This is a genomic window from Acinetobacter sp. YH12144, assembly GCF_013418345.1.
Classification (GTDB): domain Bacteria; phylum Pseudomonadota; class Gammaproteobacteria; order Pseudomonadales; family Moraxellaceae; genus Acinetobacter; species Acinetobacter amyesii.
On the sequence record NZ_VPCD01000012.1, the window covers coordinates 36,235 to 61,859 of the forward strand.

Below are 25,625 nucleotides of genomic sequence, written 5' to 3' on the forward strand. Positions count from 1 at the left end.
ATGAACGCCAAGCAAAACGGAAAAATATCCCAGTCTCTCATGATTGCAATTTTGATTCTGATTACGGTCTTGGTCAGTCTGGTTATTTGGTTAAGTTCAAAAAAAACTGAATCTGAGGGGCATGGTCATGATGAGGGAAATGCCGAACATTCTGATGAAGATAGTTCTGAAGAAGGACATGCTGAAGAAGGCGAAATACAACTGACCAGCCAACAAATGGTTGAACAAGGTTTAAAAGTTGCTGTTGCATCCACAGGATTGGTTGAAAAGCTGACAACCCTGCCAGGTAAATTGGTGGTGAATACCGATCAACAAGCGCATATATCGCCTAATTTTAGTGGTCATGTCGAGCAGGTCAATGTGGCTTTAGGACAGAGCGTGCAAAAAGGACAAACGCTGGCTGTACTAATCGTGCCTGAACTGATCGACCAACAGGCAAATCTGCGTATGGCACAGGTGAATCTGGATTTGGCCCGTAAAGATTACCAGCGCGAACAGCAACTCTGGTCACAGGGGATTTCTGCCAAACAGGATTACCAGCGTGCCGAAAATGCCTACCGTCAAGCGCAGATTACTGTCCAGTCCTCACAAGCACGTTTAAATGCATTAGGTGCAAGTGGCAATAACAATGGGCGTTTTCTGATTAAAGCACCGATCTCTGGGGTGATCAGTCAAAAAGATATTGTGGTCGGTGAAAATGTGCAACTGGCTAATCAGCTCTTTGTCATTGAACAGCTGAAAGATTTATGGCTTGAGTTTAATTTGCCGAATCAATTCTCAGGTCAACTGCAAGCCGGGCAAAAAATTGACTTTAAAGTGAATGATTCAGATCAAATCTATAAAGCTACTGTACAAAGCTTAACCTCTCAGGCAGATGTACAAACAGGGCGTCTGGTGGTGCGCGCAAAACTCGATGCGCAAGCTACTGAGTTGCGTTCTAATGTGTTAGTGAGAGTGTTGATTCCGGAAGCTACAGCAAAATCAGCCCTTCGGATTCAAAAGTCTGCGCTGCAAAGTATTGAAGGTGAAGACAGTATTTTCATCGTAGATTCAGAACAAAAAGGTCAAGTCCACTTAAAAGCACAGAAAGTGCAATTGGGGCAGGCTTCAAGTGATGGACAATGGCTTGAAGTGATTTCTGGGCTGACTGAAGGGCAGAAGTATATCGCTCAAGGCAGTTTCTTGTTGAAATCTGAATTAGAAAAAGACGAGGCAGGCCATGAACATTAATTCTGATCTGCCAAAACCAGAAGGTTTATTCGAACGAATCATTCAGTTTTCCATACAAAATGCGATTTGGGTGTTGCTCTTTGTCTGTACCTGGATTGCGGTCGGGGTGTATAGCTATCAGAAACTCCCGATTGATGCTGTACCCGATATTACCAATACCCAAGTCCAGATTAATACTCAAGCCAAGGGTTTTACTGCGCTTGAAGTCGAACAGCGGATTACCTATCCCATTGAAAATGCCATGGCTGGCATTCCGGATCTGGAGCTTACCCGTTCCATATCCCGTTATGGACTCTCTCAAGTCACCATTGTCTTTAAAGATGGGACTGATATTTATTGGGCCCGTCAGCAGATTAACCAACGGATACAGGAGGCGCAATCTGAGTTGCCTGCACAAATCGCACCGACGATGTCCCCCGTTTCTACGGGTCTCGGTGAGATTTATCAATGGGTACTGAAGGCAGATCCGAATGCGAAAAAGCCGGATGGAACTGCATACACGCCGATGGATTTGCGTGAGATTCAGGACTGGATTGTGCGTCCTCAACTGCAACGTGTTAAGGGAGTTGCAGAGGTCAACAGTATTGGTGGTTTTGAAAAAACCTATGTGGTCTCTCCCGATTTAAACCGGATGCAGCAACTGAATATCTCATTAGAACAACTGCAACAGGCTTTAGCGCAAAATAATGAGAACCGAGGTGCAGGTTATATTGAAGACAATGGTCAGCAATTGACGGTACGTGTACCGGGTACATTCAATGGGCTTTCTGATATTGAGAACACCATGCTGGGTAGCCCAAATGGCAGCCCAATTCGGGTTGGTGATATTGCGCAAGTCTCTATTGGGCATGATTTAAGAACCGGTGGGGCAACCTATAACGGCAAAGAAACCGTTTTAGGGATTGCCATGATGGCGATGGGTGGAAATAGCCGGACTGTTTCTAAAGCTGTGGATGCCAAGCTTCAAGATATTCAGAATAGTTTGCCTAAAGGGGTAGTGATTGAAACGGTGTACGACCGTACTACCTTGGTTGAGAAGGCGATTAAAACCGTTCAGAAAAACTTGGTAGAGGGAGCAATCCTGGTCATCATCATTCTGTTCCTGTTTTTAGGGAATATCCGTGCTGCCTTGATTACTGCCTGTGTCATTCCACTCTCTATGCTGTTTACCTTAACCGGGATGGCACAGAAAAATATCAGTGCCAATCTGATGAGTTTAGGTGCACTCGATTTCGGCATCATTGTCGATGGTGCTGTGGTGATTGTCGAAAACTGTATCCGGCGTTTAGCCCATACACAGCAACTGTTAAAACGACCTCTCACACAAAGTGAACGCTTTAAGGAAGTTTTTCTGGCTGCCCGCCAAGCACGTCGTCCTCTTATTTTTGGTCAGCTTATTATTTTGGTGGTGTATTTGCCGATTTTTGCTTTAAGTGGTGTGGAAGCAAAAATGTTCCATCCGATGGCATTGACAGTGGTACTCGCCCTTGTTGCAGCCATTATTTTATCGATCACCTTTGTGCCTGCTGCTGTGGCATTGTGGGTCAAAGGCGATATTCAAGAAAAAGAAAGTCGTTGGATGTTATGGCTAAAAGCTAAATATCAGCAAACTCTTGATATTTCGTATCAATACAAAGCAGTTGTGCTGACTTTTGCACTGTGTGTATTAGTGATTACGGGATTTATCAGTACCAAACTCGGCAGTGAATTTGCACCACAGCTCAGTGAAGGAGACTTTGCGGTACAACAGTTACGTTCACCAAGTACAGGCTTAGAAGAGTCTTTACGTATTCAGGAGAATACTGAAAAACTTCTTTTAAAGAGTTTCCCTGAAATTAAGGCAGTATTTGCCAGAACGGGTACAGCCGAGGTTGCAACAGATGTCATGCCACCCAATATTTCAGATGGCTATATCATGTTAAAGCCTCGTTCAGAATGGCCAAATCCTAAAGAAAGTTTAGATGAATTACGTGGCCGTATGGTGACGTATTTAGCCACGATTCCAGGCAATAATAGTGAATTTTCACAACCGATTGAACTCCGATTTAATGAATTGATCTCAGGTGTGCGTAGTGATGTTGGTGTGAAAATCTTCGGTGATGATATGAATGTCCTCAATACTGAGGCGACTAAAATCTCCAAAATCATTCAGCAAATATCGGGTAGCAGTGCCGTGAAAGTTGAGCAGACCTCAGGTTTGCCATTACTGAATGTCGAGGTAAATAAAACTTTGGCTGCACAATATGGTTTGAGTGTGCGTTCAATTCAAGACCTTGTGGCAACCAGTATTGGTGGACAAAGCGTGGGAGAGATTTTAGAAGGCGATCGTCGTTTTGATTTTGTTATCCGTCTTGGAGAGCAAGACCGTAGTGTCGCATCTGTTTCCCAGTTACCTATTCAGCTTCCAAATGGTGGCAGTATTTTATTGTCGGATGTCGCGCAAGTCTCGACCATTGAAGGAATCAACCAAGTCAGTCGAGAAAATGGTAAACGCCGAGTTGTGGTTACAACGAATGTTGAAGGGCGTGATTTAGGGTCTTTTGTTTCTGATGTACAGACACAGCTCAAAGCATACACTTTGCCAAGTGGTTATTGGATAGAATATGGCGGTCAGTTTGAAAATTTGGCTTCAGCCAAAGCACGGATGCAAATCGTGATTCCACTGGCTTTAATCACTATCTTTATTTTACTGATGGCGGTCTTTCACAATGTCAAAGAAAGTCTATTGGTCTTTACCGGGGTACCCTTTGCCTTGACCGGTGGTGTGCTGTTCCTTTGGCTAAGGGATATTCCATTATCGATGTCAGCTGGAATTGGCTTTATTGCCTTATCTGGTGTTGCAGTCCTCAATGGACTGGTAATGCTGACCTTTATTAAGGAATTAAGGGACAAATATCCAGTGCATAAAGCCGTGTGGCAAGGGGCTATTTTGCGCTTAAGACCAGTGTTGATGACAGCTTGTGTGGCTTCACTGGGTTTTGTACCAATGGCGCTGGCAACCGGAACAGGGGCTGAGGTTCAACGGCCACTGGCAACCGTAGTGATTGGCGGGATTATCTCTTCAACATTACTAACTTTGGTGCTGTTACCCGTGCTTTATCGTTGGATAAATGAAAAGAAAGTTTCTTAATCCAATAGATTAGTCGATTTACAGCAGAGATATTGGCTGTTATCCAATATCTCTGCTCATCATAAATAGAATAAGGAAAATATTTTATGTCAGAACATCATGATCATAGCCATGCGGTTGTTACTGAAGAAAATAGTAAGAAGTTAATGGTTGCCTTAGGTTTAACGACTACTTTTTTAATAGTAGAAGTTGTCGCTGCTTTTATTACCCAAAGTTTGGCTTTGTTATCTGATGCAGCTCATATGTTTACTGATGTAGCCGCTTTAGCTATTGCTCTTGCCGCTATCAAAATTGGTAAAAAAGCCGCAGATGATAAAAGAACTTTTGGCTATCAGCGATTTGAAATTTTAGCGGCTCTGTTTAATGCGGTGATGCTTTTTGTGGTAGCAATATATATTGTATATGAAGCTTATCAACGTTTTACGAATCCTGCTGAAATTCAAAGTGTTGGAATGATGATTGTCGCGGTCATTGGTTTGGTCATAAATTTGATTTCAATGAAAATCCTTTCTGCTAGTGCTGAAGGAAGTCTAAATATAAAAGGTGCATATTTAGAAGTTCTTAGTGATGCTCTAGGATCGATAGGCGTGATTATCGGAGGAATAGTTATTTATTTTACCCAGTGGATGTGGGTTGATACCGTAATCGCTGTGTTAATTGGCTTCTGGGTCTTACCTCGAACTTGGATTTTATTAAAACAAAGTATTCATATTCTGCTTGAAGGAGTTCCTGATGAGATTGATATTGAGTCGTTAAGAAATGATTTATTGAAGCTAGAGGGCGTTGAAGGGATTCATCAGTTGAAAGTCTGGGCTATATCCTCAAGAAATATTCATTTAACTGCTCATTTGGTTGCTCCGAATAGCAATACAGATCAACTCTATCAAAAGGCCTTAGAAGTTCTAAAACATAATCATAATATTACTGAAATTACGTTACAAATAGAAAATACGAAATGTAATACATTGAACCAACATAAACACTAATTTGGACTTTAGTCTTCATATAGATGTTTTGTGTAACTTTAAAGTATACCCTAAAGTTACAATCTGAAAGTTCATGAAATTATGTATCATTTAAATGATTTTTAACCATATATAACATGTAACTTTGATATTTAAGATTTATAATTTACGAAATTGTTCATTTTTATCTAATTGGGGCGTGAAAGAGTGAAAGGCCAAAAAGTAGGTTATGTGCGAGTGAGTTCGGTCGAGCAAAATACAGGGCGTCAACTTGAGGGAATTGAAGTCGACCGGATTTTTGTTGACCGTGCTTCGGGTAAAAATACCGACCGACCGAAATTTCAAGAAATGTTGAACTATGTCCGGGAAGGGGACAGGGTGATTGTACATTCCATGGATCGTTTTGCACGAAGTCTAAAAGATTTGGTCACTGAAGTAGATAAACTGGTCAAAAGAGGGATCGCTATCCAGTTTGTAAAAGAGAATATTACTTTTACTGCCCAATCCACGCCGATGGATAATTTGATGCTGCAACTGATGGGTGCTTTTGCGCAATTTGAACGTGAAATCATTCTGGAAAGGCAAAAGGAAGGAATTAAACTCGCCTCTGTTCAAGGGAAGTACAAAGGCCGGGTACATAAATTGAAGCCTGATAAAGCTGAAGCTTTGCGACAAGCATGGAAGGAAGGGCAGTATCCTTCAAAAATGGCATTAGGCCAGGCATTTGGAATTAGCCGCCAAGCGGTATACCGCTATTTAAAAGCCGGAGAGGAACTCAGTTGAAATTGGCGACTATAATTATTTATCTTATGAAAACTGTGGAACACTGACCCGGTACGGTTCAAGTAAAAATAATTATATTGCTGAGGAGGTTCTTATTGAAAGAGCTGAGAAGTTGGTAAAAACTATTGAAGAAATAGCTAAAAATCAGCCTGTAAAATACGGGCTGATTTATTGTTATAACTTTTAAAGATTAAGTTTAAAATAATATTAGCTAGGTGTTGGAATATTAGTAGTTATAACGGGTTTCTTGATAAAGATCTTCAGAAATTGGAAGTTGGGCTACCTTTTTAAAACGTCCTGACTCTAATACATAATAATATGCCATATAGCCGAGAGAATCGTAGTCATTTGTGTAGAGCTCTTCTGTTGTTATGATTACCTTGCTATTTGCTCTAATGCTGACAATATTTTCACCGCCTTCACCACCAAATGGTGTATCAAGAATGGCACCTGTTCTTTTATTGATAAAAGTATATACACGACAACTCGTACCACATCCCCATACACTCAGAACATATTCGCCAGCAAAGTTAATATCTTCTTTAGAAGAGTTAGTTAGACGTGTTTTGTAATTTTTATGATATGGCGTTGTTAATTTTGGTGCAGAAGTGGGACCTGTATAAATTCGAGCGGGATAGTCTGAGAATTTAGGGATTTCTACGATTTGAGCAAAGCTTGTATTAATTATAAAAGTAAGAAACAAAAAAATTATAAAACGATTCATTTTAAAGACTTGTATTGGGAAAGTAGTTGCGTGAAATGTACCATATTTGGCACTGTTGCAAATAGAGATTTGAGTCGATGATGTTCCCTTTAAAAAGTGCTTAGAGACCGAAAACCCTGTTGATTAGACACACTTCACCCTGAGGCTGACCATAATAAAATGACGATGCTTGTCCTTTACGTAGTGCACGCATGACTTCAATACCTTTAATTGTGGCATAAGCAGTCTTCATAGATTTGAATCCTAATGTGGCCCTGATGATTCGCTTTAACTTACCATGATCACATTCAATGACATTATTTTTATACTTAATCTGCCTGTGCTCAATATCTACTGGACATTTTCCTTCTCGCTTTAACCGTGATAAAGCATGGCCATAGGTCGCTGCTTTATCTGTATTGATGACCCGTGGAATTTGCCATTTTTTCACCGTATTGAAGATCTTTCCTAAAAAACAATAGGCTGATTTACTGTTCCGTCTAGCGGAAAGGTAAAAGTCAATCGTATGACCACGTTGATCAACTGCACGATACAGGTAAGTCCATCGCCCCTTCACTTTGATATAAGTCTCATCCATATGCCATGAATGTAAATCTGTAGGGTTACGCCAATACCAGCGTAACCGTTTTTCCATTTCTGGAGCATAACGCTGAACCCAACGATAAATTGTACTGTGATCCACATTTATGCCTCGTTCAGCGAGCATTTCTTGAAGTTCACGATAGCTGATGCCATATTTACAATACCAACGAACAGCCCAAAGAATGATTTCACCTTGAAAGTGCCGACCGTGGAAGGGATTCATCTGCTGTATCTCGAAATAAATAAGATATTTAGCTTATCATGTCAGCCTATTTGCAACAGTGCCTTTTTAGGTGGTTCCGCTAGGGTATACTGAAAATAAACTTGTCCTGTACCTGATTCCAGTAAAACACTCTCCGAAAATATCGAGACGATTCACGGTTGGTTACAGATAGTTTGGGTGTTATTTTTATCTCTATGCTTGATAGGCTTTATGAGCTTACCACAAATAATTTTTCATTCGGTCAGTCCTCGCTTTCATCCGACCAATTTTGACTCAACTCACTCACCAAACGACTCTCATCGCATTTAAAATCAATATAGTGATAGGTATTGGCAGGCAATAGCCAATCCTGCCCTGTCAGTGGACATTTTTGTTCCATATCTTCTGCCTGTGTCCAATCACGGTAATTCATTAGAAAATAATAGGTGGGTACACCTGTGCTTTGTTCAATGATACGGCACAATTCTCGACCTATTTTGCTATGCTCAGAATTGGGATTTTGCATTTGCTCTAAGGCAAAGGCTTCACTTACTGGTTGAGAACCAAGCCACAAACGATATAACGCTTCAGCCTGACGATACCATGACCACACATTATCATAACAAGGGTGATCAGGTTGGGTATATGGGATTTTATATAGAGGAATGCCTTGTAAGGTTACTCCATCTAGTAAAGGCGAACTCCAGCCCCAACGCAACATGTAAAATTCAGATTGCGTTGGTACGGCATAACGGGGAAGAGGATAGTCATGGTCTTCTCCGATATACAAGGTTTGAATGGGTTTACCTGCTAACTGTTCGATTTTATTGTGCATTTCTTGGGCATAGCTGTTCATATTTTTACGGTCAAGGGCATCCATTTCAGGACACACCACAGTCACGCGAGTAATATCATTTTGGCTAACAGCTAAATGATGGTTACGGGGTAATATTTGTCCGTTGCCTTCTAAATTTCCTAAATAACAAAATACATCATGGTCGTGGCTATCATCATCTTCAGCGATACCTGTATATTGGGGTATGATAATATCAAAGGCGTGCATTTTTATATCTCATGCTTAATTTATATTAAATATATTTGGGGATGTTGCTGTTGAAATTGGTTAAAGTGCTGTCTTGTAGTGTCAATTTAACCTATACCGTCAATGCCGTACACTCTAAATATTAATAATACTTAAACTACTTGATATTATAACTATAATTTTTCTTATCATATTTACCGAAATAAGGAACAGCTACATCCTTATGCACTGTATTATTACTATCAGTATATGTAATTACTATAGAGTCTTCGGTGTCAGAATATTTTATAGGATACTTAAATGATTGATTAGGAGATAAATTACCTATATTTTCTGATTTATTAGTGGTTTTATAAGTTAAATTAACCTTAGTTATATCTTCGGAGGTTTTGTTATTTATAATTAGCATCCCTTCTGATTCACTTTGACTGGAACAAGCCACAGTAATTAATGCACTTAAGCTAATTACATACAGTTTTCTTATTGAGATCTTCACGAGCCAAACCTTTAGTTATTTTATTTAATACAAAATAATTCTATGCAAGAAATGCCACTCTCAACTTCTTAAGCCTATTGGAATGGCTGTATTACAAGAATTGTAAGTTTAATATTGAAAGTCTAACCTTCGTAAAATAAATGATTTAGCGAAAAAAAGTTGAGAGTTAAGCATAAAATGGAATCTTATTTTTCACCAAAGGAATTAGAAGATGTTAAAGAACCATTAGTTATAACTTTCATTTTGAGACTACCCTAAATTCTGTGTAACTATCTAGTTTTCTAAAATACTTCTTAAATTTTGTCAAAATGGCTTTATTAGCTCGAAAAACTAACTTTCTATACACCATGAAGTACACCGCGACTACCTAAATAACTCAATATACCAATATCATTAGCCTACAGCCTAAGGTTCTAGTCCTCACTAGGGTACCGAAGCAGTGAAATTGGTTTGCCATAGGCATACTAATCAGAGTATGAAAAAGAAACTCCTCTCTCTGCAAATTCTTGATTGAAAACACTAAGAACCTTCATACTAAAAGTATAATAAATAAGTACTAGCCTTTCTATTATGGTGATGTCGTTCATATTCCAAGATATTCTCCGATCATCTAATAACCCCTCCCAACTAGGATCGTTTATTTTAGGTATAGATTGACTGCCGTAAGAAGGTATTTGATCAACTAAATGACGCATATCATCGAGTTTTTGATTTGATAGGGGTTACCCCAGAATTTGGAGAAAATAGTACGACAAGGAATTTTGTCGACTAATTAATTTATTAAAATCAAAGATTTATATTTTTATGCTTTGCCTGTCTGCTAGAGATTGGCAACATGCAATTTAATTGAAAGATTTTTAACGAAGTTCTTAAATAACAACTACATAGAAGTAAATAAATGTACTTACCGCCCTATAATTTCCGTTTTCTGTGCTGACCCCTAATATAGCAGTTTTTCACTGAATAGAACTCAGATAACTTATCATTTGGTGATAGTCAGAAGCCTTTATTCCCTTAAAATAATTTTTGTTTTTGATATCAAGGACTACTTCTACCACAACCTGTAAACAGCGAATAAAAATCTTAAAATTTAAACCCTAATTTCGATAAGAAGGGTAAATATACTTTCTGCTTTTCACTATCTAATAATGCTTCAGCAATTTGTTCAGCAAACACATCGTAACTTCGACCTGCTTGCCCTTGTGCCAAATACGATGCCTCATGTAATTGAGATATTTTTTTAGCGAAGGCAAAGCGTTGATTATCGGTCATGGTTATAAACATATCTACTGTATGTGGATCACGCTCTGTCTTTTCAGCTTTTACCGTTTTGGGCTTGGTTCTTTGTTTAAATTTAAAGGTAAATCCTGTAATAGTGCGACCTTGCTTGTGTTGCTCATATTCAGCAATAATATCCGTGTGTTCGTTAATTTGACTAATAGCCAAATCTAAAACTCTTGCTTTGAAATGGTGCATACGCACATATTCATCACTCAATAACCCAAAATGATTTCTTAACTCATCTAACGAGATTTCATTGGTTTTGCCCACAGACCGCCATTTAATCAAAAACTCATACAGGCGAATAGCATATCGGCTCTGTAAGCCTTTAATTTGCTCTATCTCGTATTTGGTAAATTTTTTTTCCAATCCTACAATTAATGGTACAACGTCATTGGCGAATACTAATCTTACCAATCCTAAATCATTAACGTAACTAATCTTTTGCACAAAGCGACTGCGGACAAACTCAATTTTTTGACTACCCTCAACAAACTGGGTGTAATTAAATTCCGCTTCAAATAAACCATTGACTCCACGCTTTAGGGCTTCATAAGCCGTATGTTTAGCCACGTCAAACTGTTGCATATAAGATTGGGCATGAATAGTTAAAGTCTTGTTCAATACACTTTCAATATTATCGCCCAACTTACGAGGGCACTGTTGCAAATAGAGATTTGAGTCGATGATGTTCCCTTTAAAAAGTGCTTAGAGACCGAAAACCCTGTTGATTAGACACACTTCACCCTGAGGCTGACCATAATAAAATGACGATGCTTGTCCTTTACGTAGTGCACGCATGACTTCAATACCTTTAATTGTGGCATAAGCAGTCTTCATAGATTTGAATCCTAATGTGGCCCTGATGATTCGCTTTAACTTACCATGATCACATTCAATGACATTATTTTTATACTTAATCTGCCTGTGCTCAATATCTACTGGACATTTTCCTTCTCGCTTTAACCGTGATAAAGCATGGCCATAGGTCGCTGCTTTATCTGTATTGATGACCCGTGGAATTTGCCATTTTTTCACCGTATTGAAGATCTTTCCTAAAAAACAATAGGCTGATTTACTGTTCCGTCTAGCGGAAAGGTAAAAGTCAATCGTATGACCACGTTGATCAACTGCACGATACAGGTAAGTCCATCGCCCCTTCACTTTGATATAAGTCTCATCCATATGCCATGAATGTAAATCTGTAGGGTTACGCCAATACCAGCGTAACCGTTTTTCCATTTCTGGAGCATAACGCTGAACCCAACGATAAATTGTACTGTGATCCACATTTATGCCTCGTTCAGCGAGCATTTCTTGAAGTTCACGATAGCTGATGCCATATTTACAATACCAACGAACAGCCCAAAGAATGATTTCACCTTGAAAGTGCCGACCGTGGAAGGGATTCATCTGCTGTATCTCGAAATAAATAAGATATTTAGCTTATCATGTCAGCCTATTTGCAACAGTGCCCTATAAAAAGGGAGCTTTAGAGACTGTAAATAAAACTGTATTTACACAGAATTATTTACACCCTCGTGTGACAGTGCCGCCCTAAATTAAATAACAAATTTTTTCTATCTTTACTCTTGAATTGTCATTTAGATCAGGATAACTACAATAATTCTCTGATCCCCCAAATCTCTCAAGTTTTTCTAATATTTTCCTGTACATACCTCCCTTTTAAGCGTATCTAGATTTGTATTTGGAATTATATATTCTTCTTTTGTAGGTTCCATAGCTATTGGATCACCTGTTACTTCTTTGTACATAACTCCTCCTAGTCTTCGGAATTTTTCTTGTTCGCAATCTATCTCATATAGAACTGTTGACCTATTCTTCTCCTCTTTAAACTCGGTTTCTACCCAAGCTCTTGTTATTTTGGGATTCTTTGTACTATTTAATTTTATAATTTTAGATTGATAATTTGCATTATCTATAATTATTTTTGCAAATATATTTTGAGCATTAAGAACCATTACGCTGATTAATGTAATTTTTAATAGTCTTTTCACCTACTTAGTCTCTTTAAAGCTAATTTCCAGAAATATACTTATATTATTTCTGTTGTTCAATTTATTTTTTAATTTAATAATTTTAAATGGGTTAAATGGGTAAGGACACACAAATGGGAAAAACTCCCTGTTGCTATACGAGATCAATTTAAGAAGTAACTAGCCAAAGTCATAGAGCAGCCACATATTCCAAAGAATATGCTGAGAGGCAATCTTGCAGGTTGCTATAAAATTAAATTATTAAAAGCTGGTGTCAGACTTGTCTATCAATTTAAAGATGATCAGGTAGTTATCTTGCTCATCACAGTCGGGAAACGAGCTGATAGCATAGTTTATGACGAAGCTAAAAAGCGTATTAAAGACTAAAAATGGGAGCTTATAGCTCCCATTTTGAATGGGTTCTAACATTTTGACTTTGCATAGCACCTATTATATTAATTTTAGGAATACTTAAGTTTAGTTAAGAACAATAGTCTTGTTTAAATCTTGAATAAGGAACATTTCTACGTTGTGTTAGATCTTTCCCTTTTAAATCATTGGCTAATTTATCTGATAATTCTTCACTAGATTTTATTTTGTTTGGAACCCATGAATAAGCATGTCTAGGTAAAATTTCAAAAAGATTAGTCATACCAGGTACATAAGAATACTTAAATTGAGTATAAACTTGATCATAGAATCCCTTACAGATTCTATCATTTTCTTTTGAAACTAAATTTCTATTCATAGATGTTGAGAAGTCATATAAGCTCCCATTTTTGTATTCATAATCATATTTTTTCCCAGTTTTAGGACTTTGGCTTGATGTTATTTTTATACCTGAATTAAGCTCTGAAATAGTAATATCTAATGACTCTTTGAATTCAATAGTTTCAGATTTAATTAATTTTGCTAGATCGTTAAACTCATATATAAAATAATGGCTTTCTGGGCTACTCATACCAAACCATGCGCCACATGTACTTGTTACAACATAAGTATTCTGCTGTTGCTTATATATCTTTTCTAAGATTTCACATTGTGGGTCGATCTCACTAATAAAACCAGCATTTCTATTATTGTTCTCAATAGAAAATGGATACTGTTTTACATATAACTCACTGTATTTATTTGTTATTTTATATAAACCAATATTTTCTGGATAACCTTCATTATTTTTTATAAATTTGAATGGCTTAACTTCAATGGCATACGCAACACTACCAGCCATTATGAGAATATTTAGTAGAAATATTTTAGAAAGAGGACTTTTCACTTTAAATACCTTATAAGTTTAAATTATAAAGTAATTTTAGCTACTAATTAAAAAAAAAGGTGAAATATTCAATTATTAATTGTCCATTTAACATAATGGTGGTTATACGCAATACACTTGTATATTAATATAAATATCAGATACTTAATAAAACCAGAAAAATCTAAAAATGCACAAAAAGCCGATTTTGAAACAAGTCGGCTTTTTTATGAGCGGTTTTGATATTTTTTGCCAACATTTTTGCTCAAAAAACACTCAAAACAGAAAATCACCTACAATCTATAAGGCTTTCAACCTGAAAAAAATCCACAATTTATGGGGATAACTCTGGGGCTATTTTTAAGCCATTTTTGTACGCTTTGACGTACAGTAATTTAAGGAATCTGCTTCTAGCTGATCAAAGCTTTATTTCTTATGATGTAGTCAAGGAAAGCAGGAAGCTCCAAACAACAAGAATAAGAAAGATCAGCACAAGGATGGTTAGGTACGACAGAAGTTATACCTTGCAACCAAACACGAAAAACCCCGACAGGATGTCGGGGTTTTTTATTACCATTTGAAAACTGACTAAGTTCACTATAAAATATAGACTATAATCTATATTTTGGTTGTGATATGTGGACAGTCATCACAACAGATCTGTTTAATGAGTGGCTTGAGCAGCAAGATGAATCAACACAAGAGAAAGTCCTCGCAGCTTTGGTCGTTCTACAGCAGCAGGGACCTAGCTTAGGTCGCCCTTTAGTGGATACCGTGTATGACTCTAAATTTACCAATATGAAAGAGCTACGCGTTCAGCATAGAGGTAAACCACTTAGAGCCTTTTTTGCATTTGATCCATTACGACAGGCCATTGTGCTTTGCATCGGTGATAAAGGCGGTAAAAAGCGTTTCTATAAAAGAGATGCTGGACATTGCAGAACAGCAATACGAACTTCATCTCTCAACCCTAGGAGAACAATCTAATGGCTAAAACCTTACAGGAATTATTGGTTAGTCGCTCTCCAGAGAGCCAAGCACGTATTAAAAAAATGGCTGATGAGCTACTGTTAGAGACTCAGCTCCATCTTATTCGAGAAGAGTTAGAGATTTCCCAAAAAGAACTTGCTGAAACTTTGGGAATAAAACAGCCATCACTTTCAGCAATTGAAAATCGTGGTAATGATTTAAAGATTTCAACCATGAAAAAGTATGTTGAGGCAATGGGTGGTAAGCTCCGTATTGATGTGGAGCTTCCAACAGGAAAACATATAGGATTTAATGTGTAACGATAAAAAAGGTAGCTATAAGCCACTGCTGTCCCACAATTTTTCACAAGAGGAAGCTTAAATAAGCTTCCTCTTGTTTAATGGGGATTTTATCGGGTGAGAATAAAGCTTTTAACGTTTTTCTTTCAAACAAATTCACTTGAATGATTCTGAGTAAGCGCTGCACTGTCCAGCCTTCTTTCCCCAGATGTTGAGCGAAACTCACCAGCAAATAGGCGATTAACGCGATCCAAATTTGAGTTTGTATGGCATTACGGCTTCGGCCTAGAAATGACTTTAATTTTAAATTCTGTTTAAGTGCTTTAAAGAACAGCTCCACTTTCCAACGGTCTTTATAAATTGCAGCAATCGTTAATGCTGCCAGATGAAAGTTATTACTCAGAAACTCAAACGTCCTGTTCTTATCGGTATCATAAAATTCTATACGTCTTAATAATTTGGGAGCACCTCTTTTCTTTGCATAAGCACTACTTAATTCAATCCATTCATCCGCAATAATACCTTTAGATGCTAATACGCTGCGGCTAGATTTCACTTGATAAACTGTCTTTGGGCGCAATCGGGTGACAAAACTGACCTTTTGATGAGTCAATTGGGCAAACCATTGATAATCAATATATCCTTTGTCAAATACGACAATACTGCCAGCAGGAAATTTGAATGCTCTGCCTTGTACCATATCATTTTCAATGCCATCCCCAAGCGCCACAAATTCAGGAATGGTATTGCTGTAATTTAAGCCAACGCTAAGTTTCATGCTGGCTTTGGATTCATGCACTTTGGCCCATTCACATAAGGAAAATGACAGATCAATATGGCTGGCATCCAGGGAATATAAGGGATTCTTAAAGCGGAATTTATGAGCTACTTTTGAGTGTTCATAAGATTTAAGCAAGGTGTAAAATAGCTGTTCATACAAGGCTGCAGGCTGTTCCTGATTGATTCGAGCCAGTGTACTGCGAGGGTGATAGACTTTGCTCCGAGAGCATTCAGCTTTTCTTGTTGACACTCTAGATTAGATTGAATATCCCGCAGACTTTGTCTGCAGGAAAGTTGAGACATCAGTATGGCAATGAACTGATCCCATCTTGAAGCGGCTCTAAATTTCTGACCGACATGATGTATTTGAACAAGACGTTCAAAATCTTGTCGGAGTATGGGTTTAATCAATTGATGAAATACGGTATTCTGATATGACAAAACCTGAGTCCTTGGTCGTTAAAGTGTTGGTTCGCACTTATATTTTAACGATTCAGACTCAGGTTTTTTTATTTAAATCAAACTATGGGACAGCAGTGAGCTATAAGCTCCCTTTTTTGTGTTAGAAACCATTTAAAGTGTCTGTATTCTCACCATTAAAAATGTCTGGTTTATGATGATCTAAATAACTTCTCAGGATATGACTCTATGAACGACACTGAAAATCAAAAAAAACTCCCATTCTCAGAGGATGAATTACTCGAAAATATAGATGAATATAAAGCACATGCAGATGAAATTACTGTGCTTACAGAAACCGAATTCGATTATTCATATTTCAAACACTCTACTCCATTTTTTCAAAAACAAATTAATTACTGTAGAGACAAAACCCTTGCTACATAAGGTTTTGGAGTCGTTTGTCTAAAAATAATCATAAAACAACCTAGAGCCTGTTTATTTCCTCTTTGTATCCTTAAACGGATAAGATTTTAGAAAAACCGATGGCTCAGAATTAAAAATCATTTAACTTTTATTTGTAATTGTAAACCGAAAGTATCGAGTAATTTCTGCATGGATTTCAAAGTAGGATTGCTCCCTGGTTGCTCCATTTTTTGCAGTGTCTGTGGCGCAATCTTAGTAATTTTAGCCATATCATTCAGTGTTAAATGTAGCTCTGTTCGAATAAATCGAGCAACTTGATAAAAAGACCAGTCTGGATGATTATTGATGGTTTCAAGCACAGATAGTCTTTTTTCCATTTGTTGAATAGGGGTCAATGGTTTAAAACGTTTATCCATGGCTGATCTCCTCCAACTGCTGGCAAATATTGATTATTCGATATTGGCTATTTTCCAGAATTTCATCCGCTACTTGAAGAGCCTGCATCTTTTCTAACAGTCCCCGATAAATTGGTAACTGTTCAATTAATAAAGTTTTAATTTCTTGTGGATCAATCGAAGTGCTTTCAGCTATCTGCTCAATCACAGAACTCAAAAGTGGCATACCACCATGATCATCTCTTTCCCAACGAGTAGTACGTGCAATACCATCAGGATGTAACCACATTGGCGCATAATCAAATAATGGTGTGAGCTGAATTTTACCATTATTGAAGCGTTGGATTGCTGTATTGCGAGTATGGTTATCTTTATTGCCTAAGGCAACATTTGCGAGATCACGCTTCAAATACTCAAATACTTCCTGCTTTGGTTCGGTACAAGCCTCCATAAGCAGGGTACATATTTGATTATGGGTCATTCTAACCCCAAAGCCCGCCTTCCCACCTAGAGATGCAAGGCTTTCCTGAGCAATTCTTTCAACTTTGCCATTAATTACTTTGCGATCAAATCTTGGAATAAACAAAGTCTTGCCATGTAGCTCAAGATCCCGGTGTACACGTAGTTGCAAGTACTGAGCGACTTTCATATACAAAGCTTCGTTCATCAGGATTTTATTCAAATTTTGATCACTGCCGCGGCTAAATTTAACCAACCAATGCTGCTTAACTTGATCATCTGGAAGAGTATGATCTAGATAGAAAAGATCATCATAACCTTGTGTTAACAACAATTTTGGCCACTCACCCTGAATACCAGATGAACCGGCAATAAAAAGTCCATAAGATGCGAGCGATTCAATAAACTTCTCTTTACGTTCAATAATTTTGCTTAGGCTAAATCCCTGATTTTGCAGCTTTGGGAAATGACTCTGTAACCACTCATGAGCCTCTTTGACTCGCAGATTCCCAATTGGATTTCCTGCGCCTGCTTTTAAAAGCGCCCAGTCCGCTTGTTCCTGAACATTCTCAGAAAAATCAAGCTGTCTTAGTAATTCTTTGCGACCGTATCCTTGAGGTAATAGATCCATAAGAAATGCTGGCCAAGTTGATTCCAATCTATTTTGGACGTTCACCGGTAAGTCATAAGCAAGCGCATGACCATCTCTTAGATCCATATATGAAATAGCATATTCGAACAAATATGATGTACGTGTAGCTGCCTGCCATCCAGCATTTTGATCATCCGTAACCTCAACCAAAGCACAGTCATGCCATTCATAGTCTTGGTAGATTTGCAGTGTACAGTATTGCTTCATAATTTTATTAAAATAGTAAAATATAATGATTTTATTGATTATATATCTATTTTAATATAAAAGTATAATTAAACTAAAAATCTCAATGATCACTCTAGGTGTCTAAGAAGAACTTATACATTTCTCAAAATTGCAATAAACTCATCTGATTTGCAGTAGAATTGATCAATATTGGGTTAAATCTTACCTCCTTATATTTTAGCTATCCTTTACATCATGTCAGAACGTCAACAACTCAGCCTTAGTGAATACCTTGCCACTGTACAGGAAGTCATCCAGCTGACTTTTGATGGGGCAGTGTGGGTCAAGGCTGAGATCCGTAATTTAAGTATTAAAGGCGGTCACTATTATCTTGAGTTGGCTGAGAAAGATGAAGAAAGCCATAAGGTGATCGCTAGTTGTAAAGGCACCATTTGGAAATTTACGGCACAAAAAATAATTCTAAAGTTTGAACGAGAAAGTGGTATTGAACTGTCGAAAGACCTGAATGTACTGATCAAGGTCAAAGCTAGATTTGATCCGCAATATGGCTTCTCGGTCAATATCGAAGATATCGACTCTAGCTTTACTCTAGGAGACATCGCCAAACGCTATCAGCAGATTCTGCTGCGACTGACTGAGGAAGGCCTGCTCAATAACAATAAACAGTTGCCGGTACCCTTTGATATTCAGAATGTCTTGGTCATTGCACCGGAAAATGCTGCAGGGTTAGGTGACTTTAAAAAAGATGCGGATGCCCTGGCTCAGGCTGGTGTCTGTCATTTCGTTTATCATTCAGCAACTTTTCAGGGTAATACGGCTTCTGCCAGCATCATTCAGGTTTTGGGTAGTGCCTTAAGACAGTGGGCTCAAGATTACTCGATAGCACCAGACCTTATTGTGATCATCCGTGGAGGCGGAGCCGTGAATGACCTAGCTTACCTGAATGATTATGATCTGGCCGCACTGCTGTGTAAAAGAACTGTGCCGATCTGGGTCGGTATTGGCCACGAGAAAGACCGCACTATTTTGGATGAAATTGCACACCGTTCCTTTGATACCCCGAGTAAAGTGATCGCAGGGATCCGTAACCTGATTGTGGAGCGAGTCAATGAAGTTAGTACTGCTTTGCAGACCATCAAGCTACTGTCACAGCACCAGTTGATCACCTACCAGAGCCAGAGTGATCAGTATCTGAAAACTATCAAAACTCTGACACAGAACCAGATCAATGAAGCCCAGCGTAGCGTTGATATGCTTAAAAGTGATACTCAGTATCTTGCTCAACAACAGATTAAACTAGCTTCACAGCAGGTGGAGTCATTGATGAGGGAAACCTTGCTACAGAATCCTCGTAATGTGATGGCCAAGGGCTATGCAATTGTCCGTAGCCAAGGCAAAGCTATCCGTTCCATCCAGCAGATTACTGACCAGGAATTACAGATTGAACTTAAGGATGGCACCATTGATGCCACCGTGACACAGGTAAACGCACATGAACAATGAAGAACTAAGTTTCAAGAAAGGTTATGAAATTCTCAAGAAAAATGCCGAATTTCTTGAATCTCAGGAAGAACCGGATATTGATAACCTGATGGCGATCGTTGAAGAGTCCATGACTGCCTATAAAGCCTGTAAGTTACGTATTGATGCTGTGCAACAGGCGTTGAATGACACCTTTAAAGAATAAAAATTCTAGGTCGAGAAAAGTCTAGAATGTTCTAGAAATAAAGGACATGAGATGGTGAAAACTGACAGTTAACCCAATAAATTTGCTTGAGCAGAGTTTTATTACTAACCACCTTTTCCTCTATAGGTGTTACATGGATCCCAAACAACATACTTACGTTGTTAAATGGTTGACTGAAGATCAAGCCTGTGTCGGCTTATGTGTCGAGTTCTTCATTAAGCTGACTTAAACCAAATAGGTGGGGCTAATGAATTTAATGGCCGATCTTTAATAATCCCTGCCAGCTAAAATAGTTCTGGGTCAAATGAGTACGGTTCATTGACCACTTTCGTTGTGGTAAGTAGCAGCTGCCAACAGCTAATTTAGTTTTCCCATATCTCGCCTTTACCGCTTCTAAAGTCTGCATGAGGCTTTCATTACTTTCACGCTGGCTGTGGTCTGTCAGCAGGTCAGGAGTAAAGCGCTGCTTAGCAATTAAATCCGTCAGAATTACACCACACTTTTTATATTTCACGTCAGATTTATAAATGTGTTCCAGCAGTTGCATGGCTGTTTTAATCAGATCCAAAACACAATCCGTCGGTTCAGGAAACTCAAAAGCCAACGATTTACTGTAATAGGGAACCTTTGAATCAAAAGGATTCGATTGCACAAAAGCAATGACACATCCACATAAGGAAGCGTCTGCTCGTAAACGTATGACTGCATCCTGTACATATTTGCCCATAGCCTCTTTGAGATCATCTAGCTCGGTAACTTTTTCACCAAATGAACGACTTGCTATGATTTGCTGTTTGGGGGGAGGGGCATCATCTAACTGCATACAAGAAACACCTTGCAGCTCCAATACTGTTCTTTGCATTACCACAGAAAAAAGGCTCGCCATGCGATGAGCATCTTGCATCACTAAATCTAGCACCGAATAGATTCCCATGGCATTTAGTTTTTTAACTAACTTACGACCAACGCCCCAAACTTCACCGACCTCAATGTCTGAATAAAGCATTTCCTGATCTAGGAAATCCATATTGAGTAAGTTACACACACCCTTGAAACCCTGTCTTTTTTTGGCAAGATGGTTGGCCATTTTGGCTTCGGTTTTACTACGACCGATACCAATCGAGACGGGTAAGCCAATCCAATCCAACAATCGTTGTTTCATGTGATGCGCATACTGAGTTAAGTCAAAATTTTGTGCATAACTGGTCAGGTCTAAAAAACACTCATCAATTGAATAGATTTCCTGTTCATGTGGCGCAACAAAACTAGCCAAAATTGAATGAAAACGCTTGGACATTTCAGCATATAAAGCATAGTTACTGGATAACACCACGACCTGATGTTGCTGAACAATATCTTGTATTTGAAAGAGAGGAACGCCCATTTTGATGCCCAGCGCTTTGGCTTCATTACTTCTTGCCACAGCACAGCCATCGTTATTGCTGAGCACAATCACAGGTTTATTGTTTAGACTGGGATTAAATACCCGCTCACAACTGACATAGCAGTTGTTAATATCAATCAGGGCATAAATCCGCTCGTAACTGCTCATCTGAACTTCTTGATCACACTGGTAACCACACCCCAAATCAGCATGGTTTGATTATCTTTCAAATGGATATCAGCAAAATCAGGATTAGCCGCCTGTAACCAGCATTGATTACCCTCAATCATCAAACGTTTAATCGTAAAATCATTGTCAATCAATGCCAGAACAATATCCCCATGCTTGGCTTCAATACTACGGTCAACGATTAGCTTGTCATTCAGATCAATCCCTGCATCACGCATGGATAAGGATTCCACTTCAACGATAAAGGTTGCCTGTTGGTTTTGAATAAGAAACTCGTTTAGATCAAGGGTCTTATCGATATAGTCCTGAGCAGGGGAAGGGAAGCCTGCAGCCACTTTTTGCAAAGCAACAGGAATCTCATAATGTGTTTTTGTCTCAAGCAATCTAATAGAGGAAATATCGTTAAACTTTGGAGTGTCATTTTTTTTCAGGTATTTCTTGATTTCCAATACACGAGACTCTGGCACCCGAATGACCTTGGTCGGTTCGTTATAGACAAAAGGACGGCCAGAACCTTTGCGTGCACCACCATGCTTATTTTGCGTCATTTTTATTATCAATCTTGATTATGTAACATAATTAAGATTATAGAAAACTCAGAATATAAAAACAAGATTGTCCGTTCTTTAATAAAGTATTATCCCAAATCTTGGGATTGCCATGATATTAGCAAAGCCACAAGATCAATCAGACGACACAATAAAGATTGTCTAATCCTTGATCGTAGAGACTTTATATTTGAAGCAACAGAAGACCTAAAGGGCTTTACTGGTATCCATTGATTGTTCAGCAACATTAAATAAAACTGTGGAACATTGTTCAGTTATTGATCGTGGAACGTGAACAATCATAAAAAAAGCCCATTCGAGGGTGAATGGGCTATAAAACTAGTATCAACACATGGAATTATAACACAATTTAAAAAGCATTTCGTATAATATTGATTATGTTAAATAGGATATCTAAACACAGCACCCTACAATAATATCGTTGGTGCTGCACTTGACGGTTGCAATAATAAATTATCTTACCGTCAAGTGTATCCCAAGTAACATAACATAAGTTATGCGGAAATCAGACCGCTACTCGACTTGCGTATCAGTCAAACCTACGCAAGTCTGCGTGGCTATGATTTCAATATCTGGAAAATAGATACTCTATTAGTCTCAAATTTGGAACTAGAGTCCACCATTAGATAACGTGGACTCTTTTTTTGTTGTATTAAGAAGCATATTCAAGTAAGAATCTTTCAACATCTCGGATCATATTCTGTACATCGTTATCATTAAATTCCTCAATCTCCCCATGAGCAGCTTTATTTCTTATATGTGCCAAAGTTAAAACTTGCTTATGTTGAAGAGCACTATAGATATTAGCATTTTTTAATTCAGAATTAAGAGCATCAAGTTTTTTAGGTTTAGTAGTACCTTCTTGGCAAATATCAATTCCGTTATTTTTAGCTAATTCTTTAATTGCTGTTTCTAAAACTACACCAGCAGTGACAGCAGAAGCTACTTTATAACCTGAATCAAGGAAATGCTGTGCTTGATCCAACTCACTATCAAAAACCTCTGACTGAATTAGTTTTTTGATTGTGATTGGAAAACCATTTTTTAAATCATCTTCTGCCGCTCTTAAAATTGGAATCACGCGATTTAATATTGCTTTTCTTGTATCCCCCATTCCTGCTTTAAGATTTTTATCAAACTGAGACAAATAATGTGACTTTTCACCACAAGTAATGCTTAATATATTTTTAGATTTCATTTGCCATTCGATAAAAGCTGATTGTAATTCAGGATTATAACCAGATCCAGCGGCTTCACATTTTTGATAGATTGAATCACCTTCTTCTATTAGTGAAGAAAATCGATCTAGTATTTTTTGGGTCATATTTATTCTCAAGTATTAGGTCATTCTGAAGTCGCATAACTTCATTTTATGTTAAATAAGATATCTGAAGATAGCACCCTGCATCGAGCTATGCGGTATTGATAAATATTCAATAAAGTGGAACGTTTTTTTAAAGAACGTTCCACTCAAAGAGTGTGGGGTTCAGCGGACGCTTACCTTTCTCTTAAAGCCTCTTGCGCTTTATTAAATGGTTTTATTAGATAATCTAAGATCGTTTTCTCCCCTGTTTTAATATCGACTGTTGCAACCATGCCAGGAGTAATACTGAATTGTTTGCCTGCTTTATTCATCAATTTTCCTGAATCCGTTCGAATATACACTCGATAATAAAATTGATCTTGCTTAACTTCATCTCTCAAGGTGTCTGGAGAAATAATAGAAACTTTTCCTTTCAACCCACCATAAATAGAATAATCATACGCGGTGATCTTCACCAGTGCATCTTGCCCAGGATGAATAAAAGCAATATCTCGCGGTGAAATACGTGCCTCAACCAAAAGTTGTTCATCCAGCGGAACAATTGTCATCAACTTGCCATTTTGAGAAATCACTCCGCCAATTGCAGATTCATCAGGAAACTCCCAGCAACTGGTCATATACTGATAATGGATGCTGCAAACTCTCGTAGGGCATCACATGCGGTGCCGCTGTAACAGGCACAATGCTGGAAACCGTATTTGATTGCGGTAATGGCGCGAATCTTTGCTGCTCTTGCTGCAGTCGAACAGCTGGTTTTTCTTGCGTGGTTGCATGAATCCGCTGATTGGCGGTTTCATGCAACCACCGACCAATGTGGGCATTAGCAACATCAACATCCAACAATAAGCCTGAAGTCTTAAGGCTTGCTTTCAATTGCACAATAAAGCTTGATTTGAGATATCCATTAAAGCGTTCAACTTTGCCTTTGGTCTGTGCGCGGTAGGGTTTACATACGCGGGAGGCGAAAGCCATATTTCTTGGCACAATCGAGCAGTTTGGGGTTCCATTTGTGCTGCCCCTCCTGATAGGCATCCCGTTCAATCATGATCGTTTTAGCGTTATCAAACAGGATTTCCTGAGGTACGCCCCCAAAGAACTGAAATGCATTTTCCAGACCATCGATCCATGCATCCGTCCGTTCATGATCATAAAATTTCACGAAGGTTGCTCTGGAATAACCTAATGTGGCCACAAAGGCTTTCAAAGTCGTATGGTGACGTCGAATCGTGGTGAAATCAACCTGCATTTGTTGACCAGGTTGGGTTTCAAAACGAATGACGGGTTCTGATTTGGCAACGGGTTTTAATGTTGCAAGATATTCCCTCAATATCCTGATCTTTCCTGGATATCCAAACCCTAAAATCTGCTTATAGAGCACAACGGCAGGAATCCATTCAGGATGAGCTGCATTTACACGTTCAAGCAAATAGGGTTTATATGGATCAAGAATACTTATTCTAGGTTGTGTACGCCGATACTGAGGTGTGGTGTTTTGCCGTAAATATTTACGTACGGTATTCCTGGATACCCCAAGTTCACGACTAATGGCTTTAATGGATTTACCTTGTTGATGAAGAATTTGGATGGTCACTGCTTGCTCCAAAGTTAACATGTTGAGCAGTCCAAAAAGACCGCTATATTAACCAAGGGGGTCAGTTTTAAAATGCCGTTAGAGGGTTATTTTTACACTGCTGCTAACACTTGTTATATTTATGGGACAGCAGTGGCCTTAAGCTCCCATTTTTACTGTATTTTTTTGAAATTTCGTATAACCACCATTATGTTAAATGGTAGGGGATTCTAAGTACGAGATTAGAAAATTTAGTCTTTAAGAGGAGAAATTTGTTCTAGCTTATCTTCAGGATTATTTTCTCTAATATGTATAATTCGATCATAATTTTCTACTCCTCGTAAGTGAGGTGGTGCAAATGCTGGATACTTGTTGAAAAAGTGCATTTTAATATTTAGTGCATGGTCTAAAATAAAAGCGCATTCAATTCCATAGTACTTATCATTAATAAAAAAATTGTCTGTAGTTTCTATTAGTTCTTGGATAGCTAAATCCAATTTTTGAATTTTTTCATTAATATCTTTAGTTTTATCTTCTATCTTTTTGTCCATTGGTATCACCTATAGAATTAAGTTCCCCTAAAATTAACATAATACACCTTATACGAAATCGAAATGTTAGAACCCATTTAAAGTGTCTGTATTCTC

23 protein-coding genes and 4 pseudogenes are annotated in these 25,625 nt (G+C 38.2%); 10 read left to right on the forward strand and 17 right to left on the reverse strand.

Annotation, left to right across the window (positions count from 1 at the left end; genetic code table 11):
• The 4 genes from FTU79_RS09555 (at position 1) to FTU79_RS09570 (ending at position 6,108) form a co-directional block, all read left to right on the forward strand.
• A complete protein-coding gene (locus tag FTU79_RS09555; RefSeq protein ID WP_016658777.1) occupies positions 1–1,230 on the forward strand; it encodes an efflux RND transporter periplasmic adaptor subunit in 1,230 nt (409 codons plus the stop codon).
• The gene (locus tag FTU79_RS09560; RefSeq protein ID WP_179994455.1) at positions 1,220–4,360 is read left to right on the forward strand and encodes an efflux RND transporter permease subunit; all 3,141 of its coding nucleotides are present in this window, start codon (positions 1,220–1,222) and stop codon (positions 4,358–4,360) included. The genes FTU79_RS09555 and FTU79_RS09560 overlap by 11 nt, the downstream gene beginning before the upstream one ends.
• 86 nt (positions 4,361–4,446) lie before the next feature.
• On the forward strand, positions 4,447–5,346 hold the full coding sequence (locus tag FTU79_RS09565; protein ID WP_005028603.1) for a cation diffusion facilitator family transporter: 900 nt from the start codon (positions 4,447–4,449) through the stop codon (positions 5,344–5,346).
• Positions 5,347–5,532: 186 nt separating this feature from the next.
• Positions 5,533–6,108: a recombinase family protein gene (locus FTU79_RS09570; protein ID WP_075316580.1), complete on the forward strand. Its 576-nt coding sequence runs from the start codon at positions 5,533–5,535 to the stop codon at positions 6,106–6,108.
• Between the two features lie 226 nt (positions 6,109–6,334).
• Here the strand turns inward: FTU79_RS09570 and FTU79_RS09575 are convergent, their stop codons facing one another.
• From FTU79_RS09575 to FTU79_RS09605, 7 genes are all read right to left on the reverse strand, one after another.
• Positions 6,335–6,832, reverse strand: a complete 498-nt coding sequence (locus FTU79_RS09575; protein ID WP_180009768.1) for a hypothetical protein — start codon at positions 6,830–6,832, stop codon at positions 6,335–6,337.
• 100 nt (positions 6,833–6,932) lie between these two features.
• Positions 6,933–7,637 (reverse strand): IS6-like element IS1008 family transposase, encoded by a 705-nt coding sequence (locus tag FTU79_RS09580; protein ID WP_043963410.1) that lies wholly within the window; start codon positions 7,635–7,637, stop codon positions 6,933–6,935.
• A gap of 241 nt (positions 7,638–7,878) precedes the next feature.
• Positions 7,879–8,679, reverse strand: a complete 801-nt coding sequence (locus tag FTU79_RS09585) for a DUF2310 family Zn-ribbon-containing protein (protein ID WP_114237944.1) — start codon at positions 8,677–8,679, stop codon at positions 7,879–7,881.
• 136 nt (positions 8,680–8,815) lie between these two features.
• Complete coding sequence (locus FTU79_RS09590) at positions 8,816–9,154, reverse strand: hypothetical protein (protein WP_114237945.1); 339 nt, start codon at positions 9,152–9,154, stop codon at positions 8,816–8,818.
• A 1,083-nt stretch (positions 9,155–10,237) separates the two neighbouring features.
• Positions 10,238–11,083: a replication initiation protein RepM gene (repM, locus tag FTU79_RS09595; RefSeq protein WP_180049802.1), complete on the reverse strand. Its 846-nt coding sequence runs from the start codon at positions 11,081–11,083 to the stop codon at positions 10,238–10,240.
• Between the two features lie 60 nt (positions 11,084–11,143).
• Positions 11,144–11,848: an IS6-like element IS1008 family transposase gene (locus FTU79_RS09600; RefSeq protein WP_043963410.1), complete on the reverse strand. Its 705-nt coding sequence runs from the start codon at positions 11,846–11,848 to the stop codon at positions 11,144–11,146.
• A 245-nt stretch (positions 11,849–12,093) separates the two neighbouring features.
• Positions 12,094–12,453: a surface-adhesin E family protein gene (locus FTU79_RS09605; RefSeq protein ID WP_179989163.1), complete on the reverse strand. Its 360-nt coding sequence runs from the start codon at positions 12,451–12,453 to the stop codon at positions 12,094–12,096.
• A 171-nt stretch (positions 12,454–12,624) separates the two neighbouring features.
• Between FTU79_RS09605 and FTU79_RS09610 the strand changes: the two genes are divergently transcribed.
• Positions 12,625–12,819 (forward strand): type II toxin-antitoxin system RelE/ParE family toxin, encoded by a 195-nt coding sequence (locus FTU79_RS09610; protein WP_050595110.1) that lies wholly within the window; start codon positions 12,625–12,627, stop codon positions 12,817–12,819.
• A 94-nt stretch (positions 12,820–12,913) separates the two neighbouring features.
• Here FTU79_RS09610 and FTU79_RS09615 read toward each other — a convergent pair whose 3' ends face one another.
• A complete protein-coding gene (locus FTU79_RS09615) occupies positions 12,914–13,708 on the reverse strand; it encodes a hypothetical protein (RefSeq protein WP_031946098.1) in 795 nt (264 codons plus the stop codon).
• A 615-nt stretch (positions 13,709–14,323) separates the two neighbouring features.
• Between FTU79_RS09615 and FTU79_RS09620 the strand changes: the two are divergent.
• Both FTU79_RS09620 and FTU79_RS09625 read left to right on the forward strand, forming a co-directional pair.
• Positions 14,324–14,681, forward strand: a pseudogene (locus tag FTU79_RS09620) (type II toxin-antitoxin system RelE/ParE family toxin).
• The gene (locus tag FTU79_RS09625) at positions 14,674–14,976 is read left to right on the forward strand and encodes a helix-turn-helix domain-containing protein (protein ID WP_096902794.1); all 303 of its coding nucleotides are present in this window, start codon (positions 14,674–14,676) and stop codon (positions 14,974–14,976) included. Before FTU79_RS09620 ends, FTU79_RS09625 begins: the two are co-directional and overlap by 8 nt.
• Before the next feature lie 43 nt (positions 14,977–15,019).
• On the opposite strand, the pseudogene FTU79_RS09630 reads toward FTU79_RS09625, so the two are convergent.
• A pseudogene (locus tag FTU79_RS09630) lies at positions 15,020–16,176 on the reverse strand (IS4 family transposase).
• A 207-nt stretch (positions 16,177–16,383) separates the two neighbouring features.
• Here FTU79_RS09630 and FTU79_RS09635 point away from each other — a divergent pair.
• Positions 16,384–16,581 carry a hypothetical protein gene (locus FTU79_RS09635; RefSeq protein ID WP_096902802.1) on the forward strand — a complete coding sequence of 66 codons (198 nt, stop codon included), beginning with the start codon at positions 16,384–16,386 and terminating at the stop codon, positions 16,579–16,581.
• A 116-nt stretch (positions 16,582–16,697) separates the two neighbouring features.
• Here the strand turns inward: FTU79_RS09635 and FTU79_RS09640 are convergent, their stop codons facing one another.
• Positions 16,698–16,976, reverse strand: coding sequence for a helix-turn-helix domain-containing protein (locus tag FTU79_RS09640; protein WP_000361155.1), 279 nt, complete (start codon positions 16,974–16,976; stop codon positions 16,698–16,700).
• Entirely contained in the window at positions 16,969–18,273 is a 1,305-nt protein-coding gene (locus FTU79_RS09645; RefSeq protein WP_096902800.1) for a type II toxin-antitoxin system HipA family toxin, read from the reverse strand. Before FTU79_RS09645 ends, FTU79_RS09640 begins: the two co-directional genes overlap by 8 nt.
• Positions 18,274–18,489: 216 nt before the next feature.
• On the opposite strand from FTU79_RS09645, the gene xseA reads away from it, so the two are divergent.
• Both xseA and xseB read left to right on the forward strand, forming a co-directional pair.
• The gene (gene xseA / locus FTU79_RS09650) at positions 18,490–19,758 is read left to right on the forward strand and encodes an exodeoxyribonuclease VII large subunit (protein WP_179994478.1); all 1,269 of its coding nucleotides are present in this window, start codon (positions 18,490–18,492) and stop codon (positions 19,756–19,758) included.
• On the forward strand, positions 19,748–19,942 hold the full coding sequence (gene xseB / locus FTU79_RS09655; RefSeq protein WP_001058302.1) for an exodeoxyribonuclease VII small subunit: 195 nt from the start codon (positions 19,748–19,750) through the stop codon (positions 19,940–19,942). Before xseA ends, xseB begins: the two co-directional genes overlap by 11 nt.
• A 253-nt stretch (positions 19,943–20,195) precedes the next feature.
• Here xseB and FTU79_RS09660 read toward each other — a convergent pair whose 3' ends face one another.
• The 6 genes and pseudogenes from FTU79_RS09660 to FTU79_RS09685 form a co-directional block, all read right to left on the reverse strand.
• On the reverse strand, positions 20,196–21,494 hold the full coding sequence (locus FTU79_RS09660; protein WP_179994477.1) for a Y-family DNA polymerase: 1,299 nt from the start codon (positions 21,492–21,494) through the stop codon (positions 20,196–20,198).
• Positions 21,491–22,063, reverse strand: a complete 573-nt coding sequence (locus FTU79_RS09665) for a LexA family transcriptional regulator (RefSeq protein WP_179994476.1) — start codon at positions 22,061–22,063, stop codon at positions 21,491–21,493. Before FTU79_RS09665 ends, FTU79_RS09660 begins: the two co-directional genes overlap by 4 nt.
• Positions 22,064–22,736: 673 nt before the next feature.
• Positions 22,737–23,408, reverse strand: coding sequence for a DUF4145 domain-containing protein (locus FTU79_RS09670; RefSeq protein WP_180049804.1), 672 nt, complete (start codon positions 23,406–23,408; stop codon positions 22,737–22,739).
• Positions 23,409–23,581: 173 nt separating this feature from the next.
• Positions 23,582–23,986, reverse strand: a pseudogene (locus FTU79_RS09675) (HlyD family efflux transporter periplasmic adaptor subunit); the annotation flags it as partial.
• A gap of 13 nt (positions 23,987–23,999) precedes the next feature.
• Positions 24,000–25,020: pseudogene (gene istA / locus FTU79_RS09680) on the reverse strand (IS21 family transposase).
• 209 nt (positions 25,021–25,229) lie between these two features.
• Positions 25,230–25,529, reverse strand: a complete 300-nt coding sequence (locus FTU79_RS09685) for a hypothetical protein (protein ID WP_179989178.1) — start codon at positions 25,527–25,529, stop codon at positions 25,230–25,232.
• Positions 25,530–25,625: the final 96 nt, after the last annotated feature.